The sequence below is a fragment of the Bradyrhizobium sp. SZCCHNR1051 genome, from assembly GCF_032489615.1.
Taxonomy (GTDB): domain Bacteria; phylum Pseudomonadota; class Alphaproteobacteria; order Rhizobiales; family Xanthobacteraceae; genus Bradyrhizobium.
The window spans coordinates 98,166-115,464 of the sequence record NZ_JAUEYJ010000006.1 but is presented as its reverse complement, the minus strand read 5'-3'; the positions used below and the strand labels follow the sequence as shown (position 1 = coordinate 115,464).

The following is a 17,299-nucleotide window of genomic DNA, read 5'->3' as shown; positions in this document are numbered from 1 at the left end:
GCAGAATCGTCAGATGGCACTGGCTCTTGTCGCGAAACCCGCTTCCTCAAGACCGAGGTTAAGCGGTGAATCAATGCTCGACAGTCGGCGCTATTCAACAGTCTCGCCGCGTTGGTAACGGCCTTGGTGAGGAGATAAGAATGAACGATGGTTCGTCATATCCGGTCAGGATGGGTTTCTGGTATACCACGGCGGCCATTGGTCCTTTTTCCACCGGTCGCCTAGCACTGAATCGTCGTTCGGTTTTGGGCGATTTGTTCGTTGCAACGCCTGTTCCTTCTCCGTAAATAAAGCCCGCCTTGCCGATCCACATGGCCGCAAGCCCCTTCCGTTCACGGCCCACAAGAAATCATCAAAGCAACCAATGACAGCCAGGATCGAACGACCGCTTTCGCCGCATCTGCAAACCTACCGCTGGACGCTGACGATGATCCTCTCGATCGTCCATCGCGCCACCGGGGTTGCACTATATTTCGGGACGCTGCTGCTGGCCTGGTGGTTGATCGCCGCCGCGTCCGGTCCCAGCGCCTACTCCTACGTCCAGGGCTTCATGGGCAGCTTCCTCGGCCGCCTGATCGTGTTCGGCTACACCTGGGCGCTGCTGCATCATCTCTTGTCCGGCATCCGCCACTTCGTCTGGGACCTCGGCTACGGCTTCAAGCCCAATGAGCGCGAGACGCTCACCTGGGGCGCCCTGATCGGCGGCATCACCTTGACTGTCCTGGTCTGGATCGTGGCTTACGCAGTGGGAGGCGGCCGATGAGCAACGCACGCGCGAAGTCGATGCGCACCCCGCTCGGCCGCGTCCGCAACCTCGGCGCGGCCCATTCGGGCACCGGTGATTTCTGGCGCCAGCGCATCACCGCGGTCGCGATGACCCTGTTGATCGTGCCGATCGTGATCGTGGTGATCATGCTGCTCGGCCGCAACCAGGCCGGCGCGGCGCAGATCCTGGGCTCGATTCCGATTGCCGTGATCATGCTGCTGTTCGTGATCGCGAGCTGCTGGCACATGAAGATCGGCATGCAGGTCGTGATCGAGGACTACGTGCACAGCGAGCCGCTCAAGCTCGTCGCGATCATGGCCAACAACTTCTTCGCGGTGACCGTGGCGCTCGCCTCGATCTACGCCCTCATCAAACTGTCCACTGGAGTCTAGGCCATGGCCGGCGGAGCAAATGGCAGCGCGAACGGCGCGCCCGCGACGAACGGAAAAGCATATCCGATCGAGGACCACACCTATGATGTCGTCGTGGTCGGCGCCGGCGGCGCCGGCCTGCGCGCGGTCGTCGGCTGCAGCGAGGCGGGCCTGCGCACCGCCTGCATCACCAAGGTGTTCCCGACCCGCTCGCATACGGTGGCGGCGCAGGGCGGCATCTCGGCCTCGCTCGGCAACATGCATCAGGACGATTGGCGCTGGCACATGTACGACACCGTCAAGGGGTCGGACTGGCTCGGCGACCAGGACGCGATCGAGTACATGGTGCGCAACGCGCCCGAGGCGGTCTACGAGCTCGAGCATTGGGGCGTGCCGTTCTCGCGCACCGAGGACGGCAAGATCTACCAGCGGCCGTTCGGCGGCATGACCCTGGACTACGGCAAGGGCCAGGCGCAGCGCACCTGCGCCGCCGCCGACCGCACCGGCCACGCCATGCTGCACACCATGTATGGCCAGTCGCTGCGGCACGCCGCGGAGTTCTTCATCGAGTTCTTCGCCATCGACCTGATCATGGACGACCAGGGCGTCTGCCGTGGCGTCATCGCGCTCAAGCTCGATGACGGCACCTTGCACCGATTCCGCGCCCAGACCACGATCCTGGCGACGGGCGGCTATGGCCGCGCCTATGCCTCCTGTACCTCGGCGCACACCTGCACCGGTGACGGCGGCGGCATGGCGCTGCGCGCCGGCCTGCCGCTGCAGGACATGGAGTTCGTGCAGTTCCACCCGACCGGCATCTACGGTTCCGGCTGTCTTGTCACCGAAGGTGCGCGCGGCGAGGGCGGCTATCTCGTCAACGCCGAGGGCGAGCGCTTCATGGAGCGCTATGCGCCGTCCGCAAAGGACCTCGCCTCGCGCGACGTCGTTTCCCGCGCGATGACCGTCGAGATCCGCGAAGGCCGCGGCGTCGGCCGGAAGAAGGACCACATCTTCCTGCATCTCGACCATCTCGATCCGAAGGTGCTGCAGGAGCGCCTGCCCGGCATCTCCGAATCCGCCAAGATCTTCGCCAATGTCGACGTCACGCGCGAGCCGATCCCGATCGTGCCGACCGCGCACTACAACATGGGCGGCATCCCGACCAACTATCGCGCCGAGGTGCTGACCAAGAAGGACGGCGACGACAACGCGATCGTGCCCGGCCTGATGGCGGTGGGCGAGGCGGCCTGCGTCTCCGTGCACGGCGCCAACCGGCTTGGCTCGAACTCGCTGATCGACCTCGTGGTGTTCGGCCGCGCGGCGGCGCTGCGGCTGGCCGAGAAGCTGACGCCGAACGGCAAGCAGCCGGACCTGCCCAAGGACTCCGCCGATAAGGCGCTGAGCCGGCTCGATCATTATCGCCACGCCTCCGGCGGCACGCCGACCGCGAAGCTTCGCGAGAGCATGCAGAACGTGATGCAGACCAACTGTGCCGTGTTCCGCACCGGCGAGGTGCTGCAGGAAGGCCACAACCTGATCCACAAGGTGTATGGCGGCATCGGTGACATCGCAGTGTCCGACCGCTCGCTAGTGTGGAATTCCGACCTGATCGAGACGCTGGAGTTCGACAATCTGATCGCGCAGGCGGTCGTGACGATGGACTCGGCGGCGAACCGGACCGAGAGCCGCGGCGCCCATGCACGCGAGGACTTCCCGGATCGCGACGACACGAACTGGATGAAGCACACGCTCGCGTGGATCGACAGCAAGGATGGCAAGACCACGATCGATTACCGTCCGGTGCACAACTACACCATGACCAACGACGTGCAGTACATTCCGCCGAAGGCGCGCGTGTACTGATCGCGTGTGACCTGAGCCCGTCCGTCAAACCCAAGAAGGCCTTCCGAAATGGCTGAGTTCGCACTTCCGAAGAATTCTCAGATCACCGGCGGCAAGACCTGGCCCAAGCCGGCCGGCGCCGCCGAGGTTCGCGAGTTCAAGGTCTATCGCTGGAATCCGGACGACGGCAAGAATCCGAGCGTCGATACCTATTACGTCGACATCAAAGATTGCGGCCCGATGGTGCTGGACGGGCTGATCTGGATCAAGAACCACATCGATCCGTCGCTCACCTTCCGCCGCTCCTGCCGCGAGGGCGTGTGCGGCTCCTGCGCGATGAATATCGACGGCCAGAACACGCTCGCCTGCACCAAGTCGATGCACGACGTGAAGGACGGCGTGGTCAAGATCAACCCGCTGCCGCACCAGCCTGTCGTGAAGGACCTGGTGCCGGACCTCACCAATTTCTACGCGCAATATGCCTCGATCGAGCCCTGGCTGAAGACGACCTCGCCGACGCCGCAGAAGGAATGGCGGCAGAGCCACGAAGATCGCGAGAAGCTCGACGGCCTCTACGAGTGCATCCTGTGCGCCTGTTGCTCGACCTCGTGCCCGAGCTACTGGTGGAACAGCGAGCGCTATCTCGGTCCGGCCGCGCTGCTGCAGGCCAACCGCTGGGTCAAGGACAGCCGCGACGAGGCGACCGGCGAGCGGCTCGACAACCTCGAGGATCCGTTCCGGCTGTATCGCTGCCACACCATCATGAACTGCGCCAAGGCCTGCCCGAAGGGGCTCAACCCGGCCGAGGCGATCGCGGAGCTGAAGCTCAAGCTGGTCGAGCGGCAGATCTAGCCGGGCCGACCACTTTCGATCTGACCTTCCGCGCCCGAAACTGGTGCAAGTTCCGGGCGCGGCTAGTTTGTAGCTGCCGTCGATTGCGTTAAGCTCGTGGCCCTTTGAAGCCGGAGCGACCGTGCAGACCGCACAACGCAAATCGCTGACGATGCTGCGCTGGATGATGGTCGCGTCTCTCGCGCTTCCCGTCGCGCTGTTCGTGATCGCGGCCTACGTATCCCACGGCACGACATATGAGGAGGCCGATCGCGAGATCCGCCGCTCGCTCGAAATCGTCCACGAGCACGCGCTGAAGGTGTTCGAGACCATCGAACGCAGCCTCTCGGAGATCGACGAGGTCGTCCGCGACCTGTCGGATGCCGACATCAAGGCGCGCGAGCAGGTGCTGCATGCTCGGTTGCGGCAATTGTCGGACGCGCTGCCGCAGATGAAGTCCGCCTGGGTGTTCGACGCCAATGGCCGGCCGCTGGTCAACAGCATGATCTATCCGGCGCCGGACATGACGTTCCTCGACCGCGACTACTTCAGTGCCCACGTCAAGGACAGCATCGGCACCTTCATCGGCGCGCAGTTGACGCCGCGGCCGCCCTATCAGGGCGCGCCGTTCTTCAGCATCAGCCGCCGCCGCCAGAGCGACGACGGCAGCTTCACCGGCATCATCCAGGCTTCGGTGCTTCCGGATTATTTCGAGCATTTCTATGCCCGGATCGGCCGGGCACCCGGCAGCTACTTCGCGCTGCGCCGCTTCGATGGCCTCATTCTGGCGCGCTTCCCGGCCGGCGGGAGAAGCGCGGCCGCGGGCCCCAGCGACGTCCCCGCCGGGGCCGCAGATACGGAGCAGCTCGTCACCGAGATCTCGCCGGTCGATGGCGTTGAGCGTCTCGTCGGCTATCAGCGGCTCGGTGGCTATCCCGTCTACGTCTCGGCAGGGCTGGCGACGTCGACCATCCGCAACCGCTGGCTCGGTACGATCGGCCGGCACCTCATCTTCGGCATCCCGGCAACCGCGCTGCTCATCGTCTTCCTGGCCCTTGCCCGGCGGCGGACCGAGCGCCTGCATGTCGAGGCCGCCCGCCGCCTCGAAGCCGAGGATGCGCTCAAGCACGGTCAGCGCATGGAGGCGCTGGGACAACTGACCGGCGGCGTCGCGCATGACTTCAACAATCTGCTGACCGTGATCCGGGCCTCGGCCGATCTGTTGCGCCGGCCGAATCTGGCTGATGAGCGGCGGCAGCGCTATATCGACGCGATCTCGGATACGGTGGCGCGCGCATCGAAGCTCACGTCGCAGCTCCTCGCGTTCGCCCGGCGCCAGACGCTGAAGCCGGAGGTCTTCGACATCGGCCGCAGCGTCGTCGCCCTGCGCGACATGACCAAGACCCTGGTCGGGTCGCGCGTCGAGGTCGTGGTCTCCGTTCCCGACGAGCCGTGCTACGTTAATTCCGACGCCGGCCAGTTCGAGACGGCACTGATCAACCTGGCCGTCAATGCCCGCGATGCGATGGCCGGCCAGGGACGTCTCAGCATCACCGTCGCCCCAGCAGCGGCGCTGCCGACGCCGTCGGCGCCGCACGACCGTCCGCCGCTGGGCTATGTCGCCATCACCGTCCAGGACACCGGCGTCGGCATCCCGTCGGAGCATTTCGGACGCATCTTCGAGCCATTCTTTACGACCAAGACCATCGGCCAGGGCACCGGCCTCGGTCTCTCGCAAGTGTTTGGCTTCGCCAAGCAGTCCGGCGGCGAAATCGGGGTCACGAGCGAAAAGGGGCGCGGCGCGACGTTCACGCTCTATCTGCCGCGCGTCGCTCCAGCCCAGGTGCAGCGTGGCGAGGACGGCAGCCATGCGGAGCCGATCGGCGGTCGAGGCATGTCGGTGCTGGTGGTCGAGGACAACATCGACGTCGGCAGATCGGCGACCGAAGCGCTGGCCGAGCTCGGCTATCGCACCACGCTGGTCGACAACGCCAGAGACGCGCTGGAGGAGCTTATCGGCGGCACCAGCCGGTTCGACGTCGTCTTCACCGATGTCGTGATGCCCGGAATGACCGGGCTGGAGCTTGCCGAGGAAATCAGGCGGCTCGAGCTCAACGTGCCGGTCGTGCTGGCGAGCGGTTACAGCCATGTGCTGGTGCAGCAGGGCACGCACGGCTTCGAGCTGCTGCGCAAGCCCTATTCGATCGAGGAACTGTCGCGTGTGCTGCACAAGGTCGTTCCCGTGCCGCTGTATCGCGCCCCACCGATGGCGCCGAACACGCAGGTGCCCTGAAAGCGGCGCGAATTGCGCGGGAACCCGGGTGGGAACCTTCTGGTTGCGTTGCTGTTATCGCGGAATGGGACAGGTTCAGGACATCGCGCGGCCGGGGGGACAGGCGCCCGAGAAGGCGCCGATCATCGAGATCGCCGCTGAGAATGGTACCCAGGTCGAGCCGCCGCCGCCCGAATTGGTGGAGGCCGATCCGGAGCTGTCGCCCGAAGAGGCCGAGCAACTGCGCAAGCGCTATCTGCTGACCCGGTTCTGGATCAGCGCCCGCGGCTATTGGGGCAAGAGCGGCGACCGTCTGGCGTGGGCGTTCACGCTCGGGCTGCTGTTTCTGATCGTTGCGACTGTCGGATTTCAGTACGGCATCAACGTCTGGAATCGGTCGATCTTCGACGCTATCGAGAAGCGCGATTCGGCGACCGTCTTTCATCTCACCGCGATCTTCTTCCCGCTTGCGATCGGCAGCGTCATTCTCGGCGTCGCCCAGGTCTATGCGCGCATGTCGATCCAGCGGCGCTGGCGTGCCTGGCTGACCAACAGCGTCGTCACCCGCTGGCTGGCCAGCGGGCGCTACTATCAGCTCAATCTCGTCAGCGGCGACCACAAGAATCCGGAATACCGGATCGCCGAGGACCTGCGCATCGCGACCGATTCGCCGGTCGACTTCATCGCCGGCGTGACCTCGGCGCTGCTGTCGGCTGCGACCTTCATCGTCGTGCTCTGGACCATCGGCGGCGCGCTGACGCTGCATCTCGGCGCCGCTGAGATCACCATTCCCGGCTTTCTGGTCATCGCCGCGATCGCCTACGCCGCCATTGCCTCGGGCTCGATCATGACGATCGGCCGCCGCTTCGTGCAGGTCTCCGAGGACAAGAACCAGGCCGAGGCCGATTTCCGCTACACCCTGACTCGCGTCCGCGAAAACGGCGAGAGCATCGCCTTGCTCGGCGGCGAGACCGAAGAGCGCGCCGGCATCGACCGGACGTTCGGCAACGTGCTGCAGCAATGGGCGCGGCTCGCCGGCCAGCACATGCGCACCACCCTGGTGTCGCAGGGCTCCAGCCTCATCGCTCCTGTCGTGCCGCTGCTGCTGTGCGCGCCGAAATTTCTCGACGGCAGCATGACGCTCGGGCAGGTGATGCAGGCGGCGAGCGCGTTCACGATCGTGCAGACCGCGTTCGGCTGGCTGGTCGACAACTATCCGCGGCTCGCGGATTGGAATGCCTGTGCCCGCCGCATCGCCTCGCTGATGATGTCGCTCGATGCGCTGGAGCGTGCGGAGAGAGGCGACGGCATCGGCCGCATCAAGCGCGGCGAGACCTCCGGCGACGCGATGCTCAGCCTGAATGATCTGCAGGTGACCCTCGACGACGGCACCGCCGTGGTCGGCGAGACCGAGGTCGTGGTCGATCCCGGCGAGCGCCTGCTCGTCGCGGGCGAATCCGGCACCGGCAAGAGCACGCTCGTGCGCGCCATCGCCGGGCTGTGGCCGTGGGGCGGCGGCAGCATCAACCTCCACCCCGACCGCAAGCTGTTCATGCTGCCGCAGCGGCCCTACGTGCCATCGGGCACCCTGCGCCGGGCCGTCGCCTATCCCGGGGCTGCCGAGGATTGGAGCGTGGCGCAGGTCGGCGAAGCCCTGCACAAGGTCGGTCTCGACCATCTCAAGGACAAGATCGAGGAGGACGCGCCCTGGGATCAGACGCTCTCCGGCGGCGAGAAGCAGCGTCTCGCCTTCGCGCGCCTGCTGCTGCACAGCCCCGACATCGTCGTGCTCGATGAAGCCACCTCCGCGCTCGATGAGAAGAGCCAGGACCGGATGATGGAGATCGTGACGAGCGAGCTGCCGAAGGCCACCATCGTCAGCGTGGCGCATCGTGCCGAGCTGGAGGCCTTCCACAGCCGCAAGATCGTGCTCGAGCGGCGCAAGGGCGGCGCCAAGCTCGTCAGCGACATTGATCTCATTCCGCGCAAGGGACGGCGTCGCCTGATCGGCCGCTTCCTGCGTCAGCGCAAGGCGGCCTGAGCGGCTCGGGTGTTGCCTCAGCGCGGTCCTGGTGACGACACAATGCGGCCACGCTGCCTGCATTGGAGATCGCGGCGAAACCGGCTATCACACGTCGCCCTCAGCCCAGGACGCGACCTTGACGCCCGACAACGATCCTTCTCCGCCCTCCTTTGGTGCCTTCGCTCCGAATGCCGCCCAGGCGCTGGTGATCCGGCTGGCGCACGGCTCCGGCCTGAAGCGCGGCGCGTTCCGGCCGATGTTGACGCGCGTCGTCAACGTGCTGGGGGCAGGTCCTCTGGATGTCGGCTATCAGGGCGCCAATTTCCGCTTCTATCATCAGGTCAGTGCGACCGAACGTGGTGCGCTGTTCAATCCCGACTACAATCGTGAGGAGCTGGATTTCCTGCGCAGCCACGTTCCGCCGGGCGGCGTGGTGGTGGACGTTGGCGCCAATGTCGGAACGTTCGCCTTGCCGCTTGCCCGTCACGTCGGGCCGAGCGGTCTCGTGATCGCAGTGGAGCCGCATCCGGTCACACATGCGCGGCTGAGCTTCAATCGCGATGCGTCCGCGCTGTCCCAGGTCAGGCTCGTCGCGGCGGCGGCAGGCGAGAGCGACGGCGAGGTGATGATCGAGACCGATGGCGACAATCTCGGCGCCAGCCACATCGTGACCGGAGAGGCGGGTGCTGAAGCATTCAAGGTCCCGTCGTTGCGGCTGCAGACCATCCTCGAACAGGCCGGAGCGACCACGGTCGATGCGCTGAAGATCGACGTGGAAGGCTTCGAGGACCGTGTGCTGACCTGCTTCTTCCGTGACGCGCCTGCCGCGTTGTGGCCGCGTGCCGTCGTCATCGAACACCTGTCGCGCGAGGAATGGCAGAACGATTGTCTCGCCGACATGCTCGGTCGCGGCTACCGCGAATGCGGCCGCACGCGCAGCAACACGCTGTTGCTGCGCGGCTGAATCGGCATTCTGTCGCCGTCCCCAATACGTCCGGAACATCGGCGCCCCACGCGGCGTTGTCGTCCCTGACATTGAGGGAGCCGGCCATGAGCAACGACGACGCGCGCGACCAGGGTCGCGTTTGGGACCTGATGAAGAAGATCGGCTTCGCGATGCTGGTCACCCGCGACGGTGACAGGCTGCGGGCACGGCCGATGAGCGCCTATCTCGCGCGCGACGAGAACATGATCTATTTTCTCACCGACGTGCGGCATCACAAGGACGAGGAGATCGCACGCTCGCCCCAGGTCAACCTGTCGTTCGCAGACGCCGGCAGCCAGAAATACGTGTCGCTGACGGGCACCGCGGCCATTTCCAACGATCGCGGCAAGATCCGAGAGCTGTTCTCGACGCCGGCCAAGGCCTGGTGGGACAGCGCCGAGGATCCGAACATCCGCCTTTTGAAGATCACGCCCGACGACGCCGAGTTCTGGGACTCGCCCGGCACCATCGTGCGCTACGTCAAGATGGCGGCGGCCGCCGTCAGCGGCACGCGTCCCGACCTCGGCGACCATCGAAAGGTTGCGATGTGATGCCGATCGAACCGCCAGAGATTCCGCCGGCGACGCCGGGCCGCCCGGTCGAACCGCCGCCGGAGGATCCGGTCGGCAATCCGCAGCCCGACATTCCGCCGCCGGTGTACGAACCCGATGCGCCGGCGCCCCCGCGCGAGCTGCCCGGGCAGACGCCAGACGAGATCCCCGGCCGAGGGCCACTCGGCCCGACCACGCCCAATCCGGCCACGGATTGACCGCGATTGAGTGGTCATGATGATCGCCTGCGAAGGGGCTGGCCGTGCGCCGGTCCCGCATTTCGGCGATTGGGCCAAGCCCTTGAAAATCAAGACTGAATGAAACCTGAATGGCGACCCTGCGGGGGTGGTTTCGCGTCGAAATAAATCCGCCTGCGGATTTGAACTGCGCCACAATCCGGCCTAACGCATACTCGTTGATCTCTCCGTGCTTGAAAAAGATCGTTCCGGGAAAACAAGACACATGAGCAAACTTCGCGTCCTGCTGCTGGCGACGACTGCGCTGTCGGCGATGCAACTAATGAGCTCCGGCTCCCGCGCGCAGAGCGCGCCGATGATCATGGCGCAGGGTCCAGGCGGCCCCGGCGGCGAGGTCGGCCCGGACGGTCGGCCCAAGCAACCGCCGCATGGTCAACCGCCAGGCCCGCCGCAGCGGCCGGGTGGCCCGCCGCCGGCCGCTGCACCGCCCCACCAGGCACCGCCTGCAGCTCCGCCGCCACCCGCGGCGGCTCCGCCTCGCCCTGCTCCCCCGCCGCCTCCCCCGGCAGCGGCGCCGCGGCCCGCGCCTCCGCCACCTCCCCCGCCGCCACCGCGTGCGGAGCCACCGCGCCCCGCACCCCCGCCGCCGCGCGCAGAGCCGCCTGCGGCTCCTCCGCCGCGTCCGACACCGCCGCCGCCCCCGGCCGCTGCGCCTCCGGCGCCTCCGCCTGCTCCGCCGCCCGTGGTGCGCGAGCCTCCGCGTCCGGCGCCTCCGCCTGCTCCGCCGCCGCCCGCTGCGGCACCATCACGGCCGACGCCGCCTTCGCCGCCCGTGGTTGCTCCGCCTCCGCCCCCAGCTCCGCCTCCAAGTGCCGCGCCGACTCAGCGGCCTGGAACGCCGCCGCCCCCGGCTGGCGCGACGCCGCCCCATTCGCCGCCGGCCGCAAGCCCGTCGCCGCAGCCCTCCGCCGCGCCGACTCCCGCTCCGGGTGGACCGGCGCCGGGAGGCCGGCCGGGCGCTGGTGGCCCGCCGCCTGGCTCCCCGCAAGGCGGGCCCCCGCCGCGGGGGGCTCCCACCGCGCCGGCCGGTACGGTCGCGCCTGCTCCGGGAACCCCGCCGGCGCCAGCCGCGCCTGCGGCCACCCAGACGCCGTCGCAGCAAGGCACGCCGTCCGGCAGCCCGACGCCCGGCGGACGTCCGGGAACGCCTCCAGGCGCTCCGGGTGCGCCGCCTCCAGCGGCAGGTCCCGGTGCTGCTGGACCGGGGCCGGGACCCGCCGGCGCGCCGCAGGCCGGTCCGGGCGCCGTGCCGCCCGCCGGACCCCCGGCCATGTCCAATCGGCCGCCGCCGCAGGTCACGGCGCCCATCCCGGCGCCGCCACCGCCGACGGCACAGCAGCTCACGCCGATCGCGCCGGGCGCGCCGATGGCTGGGCCGCAGCGGCTGGACGATTTCCGCGGCCAGCGCCGCGAGGTCCAGGAGGGCGGTCGCACGCTGATCTACGAGCCGGGACGCGTCATCGTGCGCGATCCGAGCGGCCAGTCCTTCGTGCGTCACGACGAGCTCGAGCGCTTCCGCTACGGCGCGCGTGACATCCGCGTGCAGCGGGAGGATCGCGGCGAGATGCGCACGGTGGTGATCCGCCCCGACGGTAGCCAGATCATCACGGTCACGGCCGCCGACGGCCGGCTGCTGCGCCGCATCCGCCGCGATATCGGCGGCCGCGAGATCATCATCATCGACAACGCCTATCGCGATCCCGCCGCGGTCGGCGGCTTCTATGTCGACCTGCCGCCGCCGGAGATCCGCATCCCCTACAACCGCTACATCGTCGACGCCGAGGAGGCGCCGCCGGATGTCATTTACGACACGCTGATCGCGCCACCGGTGGAGCGCGTCCAGCGCCGCTACTCGCTGGACGAGGTCCGCTACTCCCCGTCGGTGCGCCAGCTGATGCCGTCGATCGATCTCAACACGATCACCTTTGAAACCGGATCGTGGGAGATCGGTCCCGACCAGGTGGCGAAGCTGCAGGTCATCGCCGACGGCCTCAACCAGGCGATCCAGCGCAACCCGCGCGAGGTCTTCCTGATCGAAGGCCACACCGACGCGGTCGGCAACGAGACCGACAATTTGTCGCTCTCCGATCGCCGAGCCGAATCGGTCGCCACGCTGATGACGCAGCAGTTTGGCGTCCCCGCGGAGAATCTGACCTCGCAGGGCTATGGCGAGCAGTATCTGAAGGAGCAGACGCAGGGGCCGAGCCGCATCAACCGGCGCGTCACGGTCCGCCGCATCACACCGCTGCTCAATGGCGGCCAGGCCGCGCTGCCGCCGCCCCCTCCGGGCGTGGCACCGCCGCGCTGAGGTTGCGTCAGATCTAAAAATGAAAATGGCCGGGAGCGATCCCGGCCATTTTTGTAAGTGGCAATCCGCTTCGCCCTGTTCGGTGTCGTCCCCGCGAACGAAGGGATATGGGTCCCTGCGTTCGCGGGGACGACAGCGGTGGAGACGGCGCGGATTGCGCTCGACAGCTCCAACTCAGCTCTTGTCGTGGCCGAGCTGGAAGATCTCCGCGCCTTCCGATCCCGACAGCAGGCCCGTGTCCGAATAGAGCTTCAGCTTGGAGCGGGTGTCGGTGATGTCGAGATTGCGCATCGTCAGCTGGCCGATGCGGTCGGCAGGCGTGAACGCGGCGTCCTCGACCTTCTCCATGCTCAGCCGCTCCGGCTGGTAGGTCAGGTTGGGGCTCTCGGTGTTGAGGATCGAGTAGTCGTTGCCGCGGCGCAGCTCCAGGGTCACCTCACCGGTGACGGCGCGCGCCACCCAGCGCTGCGCGGTCTCGCGCAGCATCAGGGCCTGCGAATCGAACCACCGGCCCTGATAGAGCAGGCGACCGAGGCGCATGCCGCTGATGCGGTACTGCTCGATCGTATCCTCGTTGTGGATGCCGGTGACGAGTCGCTCATAGGCGATGTGCAGCAGCGCCATGCCCGGCGCCTCGTAGATGCCGCGGCTCTTGGCCTCGATGATGCGGTTCTCGATCTGGTCGCTCATGCCGAGACCATGACGGCCGCCGATCGCGTTGGCCTCCAGGAACAGCGCCACGGGATCGCTGAAGGTCTGCCCGTTCAACGCGACCGGCTGACCCTCCTCGAAGCGGACCACGACCGTCTCCGGCTTCACGGCGCAATCCTCGCGCCAGAACGGCACGCCCATGATCGGATTGACGATGCGGATGCCGCTGCTGAGGCTCTCGAGATCCTTGGCCTCGTGGGTGGCGCCGAGCAGATTGCTGTCCGTCGAATACGCCTTCTCGGCGCTCATCTTGTAATTGAAGCCGTTGGCGGTCAGGAACGCCGACATCTCGGCGCGGCCCCCGAGCTCGTCGATGAACTGCTGGTCGAGCCAGGGCTTGTAGATCTTGAGATTGGGATTGGTGAGCAGGCCGTAGCGGTAGAACCGCTCGATATCGTTGCCCTTGTAGGTCGAGCCGTCGCCCCAGATGTTGACGCCGTCCTCCTTCATCGCGGCGACCAGCATGGTGCCGGTGACGGCGCGGCCGAGCGGCGTGGTGTTGAAATAGGTGATGCCGCCGGTCGAGATGTGGAAGGCGCCCGACTGAATCGCGGCGATGCCCTCATGCACCAGCTGAGTGCGGCAATCCACGAGGCGCGCCTTCTCCCCGCCGAAGCTCAGCGCCTTGCGCGGGATCTCGTCGTAGTCGGACTCGTCGGGCTGCCCGAGATTTGCCGTGTAGGCAAAGCAACGCGCGCCCTTCTGCTTCATCCAGAGCAGCGCGGCGCTGGTGTCGAGGCCGCCGGAAAAGGCGATGCCGACTTTCTCGCCCTTGGGCAGGCTTTTCAGGATCGTGGTCATGGGAGAGTCCAACCGTGTTTGTGGCTGCGCCGTTCAGAAATTCGGGCGCGAATAACAGATTTTGCGTTGCTGGGCACGCCTTTAATGGCGACTGAGGGTGACCGGCCCGCGCTCAGGCCGCGGGGCTGGTATCCGCGGTACGGCGGCCGAACAGCCGGCGCATCAGGCGGAAGCCCGGCCAGGCGAAGCGGGTCAGGGCGGCGTCGATGCCGGCGTCGGTGAGGCGGGTGGACGGCCAGCGGTAGATGTAGCCGTGCAGCAGCCAGATCACGATGAAGGTGACGAGGCCGGCGGCGGCGATGTCGGTGAGGAAGTGGCCGCCGAAGGCCATCCGCAACACCGAGGTGGCGAGGCCGAACAGGACGGCGGCGCCGTAGGCGACGGGCCGGATCGCCGGCGGCGTCAGCGCGGCCGGCGCCAGGGTCCAGAATGCGGTGGCACCCTCACCGGAGAAGAACGAGCAATTGCGGCCGCAGCCGCCGCGCGGATCCCACCACGGCACGAACTGCATGTCGCCGCCGAACTCGGCCACGACAACCGGGCGCGGCCGGCCCCAATAGGACTTGAAGGTGAAATTGGTGAGCACGCCGGCCGAGAGCGACAAGGTCAGCAGCAGGAACGCCATGGTGCGGCCCTTCACCAGCAGGGGCCGGTCGGGACGGATGAGCTTCACCACCAGCGCAACGATGGACGGCAGCGCGATGCCCCAGGCGAGCCACATCGCGGCATCGCGCGCGAACGCGGCATAGCCGTCGAGCTTCAAGGGGAAGCTGCGCGTGCGCGGATCGTAGAACAGCGCGGCCAGCTTGAGATCGAGCTCGGGATAGACGCCGAACAGCACGCCGATGACGAGCGCGAGCGACAATGCGATGAAGAGGCCGGTCCGGTTCATGACGCGCGGTTTAGCGAAAGCAGGTGGCGATGGAAAGGCCGGCGGCTCAACGTGGCGATCCCGACGGCAACGGTGGCGGTGGCGGCAGACGCGGTGGCGGCTCGCGCCAGCGGCCGGCGTTGCGCCCGGCGATCAGCCAATAGACCAGTCCGCCGACGATGCCGGCGCCGGTCAGGATCTCGAGATGGCGGCGCACGATGCCTTCGAAGCGGAAGGTCTCGGGATCGAACGGGACGAGACCGAGATAGCAGGCTGCGCCGACCACCCCGCCGCCGATCGCATAAGCAACCACGCTGCGGATCGAGAACGCCTCGGTGATCAGTGAGATCAGCAGCGCCGGGATCAGCGCGAAGCCCGACACGAAGATGAAGCCGAAGCCGATGATGACCTCGAACGCGCCCTGATCGATCGGGCCGTTGCCGAGATCGGCGAACTCCGGAAACAGGATCGCGGTCACGACGATCAGCCCCGCGAGGAAGCACGCGCCGAGAAAGGCGAAAGCGATCACGAAGAGACGGCCAATCAGCGCCATGGCTTTAGACCCGTGTTACCCAAGCGAGGCCCCGCTTTCTTCCGCTCGTCATGGCCCGGCTTGAGCCGGCCATCCATCATTCAGTCGATGAATTGATGGGTGCCCGGGTCAAGCCCGGGCATGACGATCTTGTTCGGAGATGCAGGCGCGATCAATCATCAATCCGTCATCGCCATCGCGCGCAGTGCCTGACGCTCCCGCGCGGACAGCTTCTCCGTCTCCGACTTCAACTGGCCGCAGGCGGCGAGGATGTCGCGGCCGCGCGGCGTGCGCACCGGCGAGGAGTAGCCGGCGTTGAAGACGTATTCGGAGAACTTCTCGATCTGCTCCCAGTCCGAGCACTCATAGGCCGAGCCGGGCCAGGGATTGAACGGGATCAAATTGATCTTGGCCGGGATGCCCTTGAGCAGCTTGACCAGCAGCCTGGCGTCATCGAGCGAATCGTTGACGCCCTTGAGCATCACATATTCGAAGGTGATGCGCCGCGCGTTGGAGGCGCCCGGGTAGTCGCGGCAGGCCTGCAGCAGCTCTTGGATCGGATATTTGCGATTCAGCGGCACCAGTTCGTTGCGCAGCTCGTCGCGCACGGCGTGCAGCGAGATCGCCAGCATCACGCCGATCTCCTCGCCGGCGCGCTTGATGTTCGGCACCACGCCCGAGGTCGACAGCGTGATCCGGCGGCGGGAGATGCCGATGCCCTCGTTGTCCGAGACGATCAGCAGCGCGTCGCGCACCGCATCGAAATTGTACAGCGGCTCGCCCATCCCCATCATGACGATGTTGGTGATCAGCCGGTTGCCGAGCGGGGTCTCGCGGTCGGCCCAGTCGTTCAACCGGTCGCGCGCCACCATGACCTGGCCCACGATCTCGCCCGCCGTGAGGTTGCGGACCAGCCGCTGCGTACCGGTATGGCAGAACGCGCAGTTCAGCGTGCAGCCGACCTGCGACGAGACGCACAAGGTGCCGCGATCGGTCTCGGGGATGTAGACGCACTCGACCTCGTGGGCCTTCTGCAGATCGTCGCCGCTCGGCAGCCGCAGCAGCCATTTGCGGGTGCCGTCGTTAGAAATCTGTTCGGCCACGACCTCGGGACGGTCGACCGTGAAACGTTCGGAAAGCGCGGTGCGCGTGTCCTTCGACACGGATGTCATCTCGTCGAACGACCTGGCGCCGCGGAAATAGATCCAGTGCCATAGTTGCTGCACCCGCATCTTCTGCTGCCGCTCGGGCACGCCGATGTCGCCGAGCCTGGCCGCCAGCTCCGCACGCGACAGGCCGATCAGCGAAGGCTTCGCCGGCGGGACGTAGGTTTCGAGCGGAGTCTTTTCGAGGGGCGCGGAGGAATCGCGCAGCCCGGCAGTCGTTGCCATGTCGATGGGCCCAAAGTGCTGCCCGGCCGCGGCGGCCGAAGGCTTTCAGCGGGCATATATAACGATCCGGCCGGCAAATGCGACCCGCCCGGCGAGCGGTATCGGCGGCTGCCGTCTACCGGCGGCAATCCTGCGCGATGCGGTCGAGCGCCTGGGCCAGGCCCTTCAGTGAGAACACGTCGGTGGTTTCCGTGCCCTTGACCGAGACGCCCTTGACCACCGCCTCGGGCGCCTTGCGCATGGCATCGACCATCCGCTCTTCCTCGGCGGCGTTCTTGATCCAGAGCCCGTCGCCCTGGGTATACATGGCGTAGGAGGCGCCGCCGACCTCCACCGCGGCGTCGGATCCGGGCTTCAGCGCATAGCCGATCATGATCGAGACCTCGTTGAAGACCTTCTCGGAGGGCCGCGTCGACACGAAGGCATAGGCAGGATCGCGCGGACGGTTGGGCGGATTGGTCTTGGAAGATGTCGGCTTGGCCAGCGCGAAGCAAACCTTCTTGCCGCCGGGCATCGCGGTATAGGCGCCCCAGCCGCCGAACTGTCCGATCAGCGTCGGTTCCGCCCCGCCGATATTCGGGACGGCTGGCTTCGGTTCCGATTTCGGTGCCGCCTTCGATTGCGGAGCGGCGGCCCTCGGCGCAGCGCTCTGTGCCGCAGCGAGGCTCGGTGCTCCGAACAGCAGCACGCTGCCGACCAGCGTTGTCAACAATCGCCCGAACAACATGATACGTTGAGTTCCCCCGCGACTTCGTTCCACCAACATTGTGACTGGAAAATGGCTCGG

Annotated in this window: 15 protein-coding genes; 10 read left to right on the top strand and 5 right to left on the bottom strand. The window is 66.8% G+C overall.

All coding sequences use genetic code 11. The features are described 5' to 3' along the window. Positions 1–364 precede the first annotated feature (364 nt). From sdhC to QW868_RS08965, 10 genes are all read left to right on the top strand, one after another. Complete coding sequence (sdhC, locus tag QW868_RS09010) at positions 365–763, top strand: succinate dehydrogenase, cytochrome b556 subunit (RefSeq protein ID WP_008965547.1); 399 nt, start codon at positions 365–367, stop codon at positions 761–763. A gap of 20 nt (positions 764–783) precedes the next feature. Continuing rightward, positions 784–1,158, top strand: a complete 375-nt coding sequence (gene sdhD / locus QW868_RS09005; protein WP_316230447.1) for a succinate dehydrogenase, hydrophobic membrane anchor protein — start codon at positions 784–786, stop codon at positions 1,156–1,158. 3 nt (positions 1,159–1,161) lie between these two features. Then, positions 1,162–3,000 (top strand): succinate dehydrogenase flavoprotein subunit, encoded by a 1,839-nt coding sequence (gene sdhA, locus QW868_RS09000; RefSeq protein WP_315785744.1) that lies wholly within the window; start codon positions 1,162–1,164, stop codon positions 2,998–3,000. Between the two features lie 48 nt (positions 3,001–3,048). Beyond that, positions 3,049–3,831 carry a succinate dehydrogenase iron-sulfur subunit gene (locus QW868_RS08995; protein ID WP_316230369.1) on the top strand — a complete coding sequence of 261 codons (783 nt, stop codon included), beginning with the start codon at positions 3,049–3,051 and terminating at the stop codon, positions 3,829–3,831. A 121-nt stretch (positions 3,832–3,952) separates the two neighbouring features. Beyond that, positions 3,953–6,103, top strand: a complete 2,151-nt coding sequence (locus QW868_RS08990) for an ATP-binding protein (protein ID WP_316230368.1) — start codon at positions 3,953–3,955, stop codon at positions 6,101–6,103. 64 nt (positions 6,104–6,167) lie between these two features. Further along, the gene (locus QW868_RS08985; protein ID WP_316230367.1) at positions 6,168–8,123 is read left to right on the top strand and encodes an ABC transporter ATP-binding protein/permease; all 1,956 of its coding nucleotides are present in this window, start codon (positions 6,168–6,170) and stop codon (positions 8,121–8,123) included. 118 nt (positions 8,124–8,241) lie between these two features. Next, on the top strand, positions 8,242–9,069 hold the full coding sequence (locus QW868_RS08980; protein WP_316180662.1) for an FkbM family methyltransferase: 828 nt from the start codon (positions 8,242–8,244) through the stop codon (positions 9,067–9,069). Positions 9,070–9,155: 86 nt separating this feature from the next. Further along, entirely contained in the window at positions 9,156–9,641 is a 486-nt protein-coding gene (locus tag QW868_RS08975; RefSeq protein WP_316230366.1) for a pyridoxamine 5'-phosphate oxidase family protein, read from the top strand. After that, positions 9,641–9,859 carry a hypothetical protein gene (locus QW868_RS08970; protein ID WP_315758646.1) on the top strand — a complete coding sequence of 73 codons (219 nt, stop codon included), beginning with the start codon at positions 9,641–9,643 and terminating at the stop codon, positions 9,857–9,859. Before QW868_RS08975 ends, QW868_RS08970 begins: the two co-directional genes overlap by 1 nt. A 244-nt stretch (positions 9,860–10,103) precedes the next feature. After that, a complete protein-coding gene (locus tag QW868_RS08965; protein WP_316230365.1) occupies positions 10,104–12,206 on the top strand; it encodes an OmpA family protein in 2,103 nt (700 codons plus the stop codon). Between the two features lie 174 nt (positions 12,207–12,380). Here the strand turns inward: QW868_RS08965 and argG are convergent, their stop codons facing one another. The 5 genes from argG to QW868_RS08940 form a co-directional block, all read right to left on the bottom strand. Then, complete coding sequence (gene argG, locus QW868_RS08960) at positions 12,381–13,718, bottom strand: argininosuccinate synthase (RefSeq protein WP_315758649.1); 1,338 nt, start codon at positions 13,716–13,718, stop codon at positions 12,381–12,383. Between the two features lie 112 nt (positions 13,719–13,830). Further along, positions 13,831–14,610, bottom strand: coding sequence for a phosphatase PAP2 family protein (locus QW868_RS08955; RefSeq protein ID WP_315740453.1), 780 nt, complete (start codon positions 14,608–14,610; stop codon positions 13,831–13,833). Positions 14,611–14,656: 46 nt separating this feature from the next. Further along, on the bottom strand, positions 14,657–15,142 hold the full coding sequence (locus QW868_RS08950) for a hypothetical protein (protein ID WP_315740454.1): 486 nt from the start codon (positions 15,140–15,142) through the stop codon (positions 14,657–14,659). Between the two features lie 158 nt (positions 15,143–15,300). Next, positions 15,301–16,512 (bottom strand): 23S rRNA (adenine(2503)-C(2))-methyltransferase RlmN, encoded by a 1,212-nt coding sequence (gene rlmN, locus QW868_RS08945; RefSeq protein ID WP_315740455.1) that lies wholly within the window; start codon positions 16,510–16,512, stop codon positions 15,301–15,303. Positions 16,513–16,627: 115 nt separating this feature from the next. After that, positions 16,628–17,239, bottom strand: coding sequence for an invasion associated locus B family protein (locus tag QW868_RS08940; protein ID WP_315778183.1), 612 nt, complete (start codon positions 17,237–17,239; stop codon positions 16,628–16,630). Positions 17,240–17,299 lie beyond the last annotated feature (60 nt).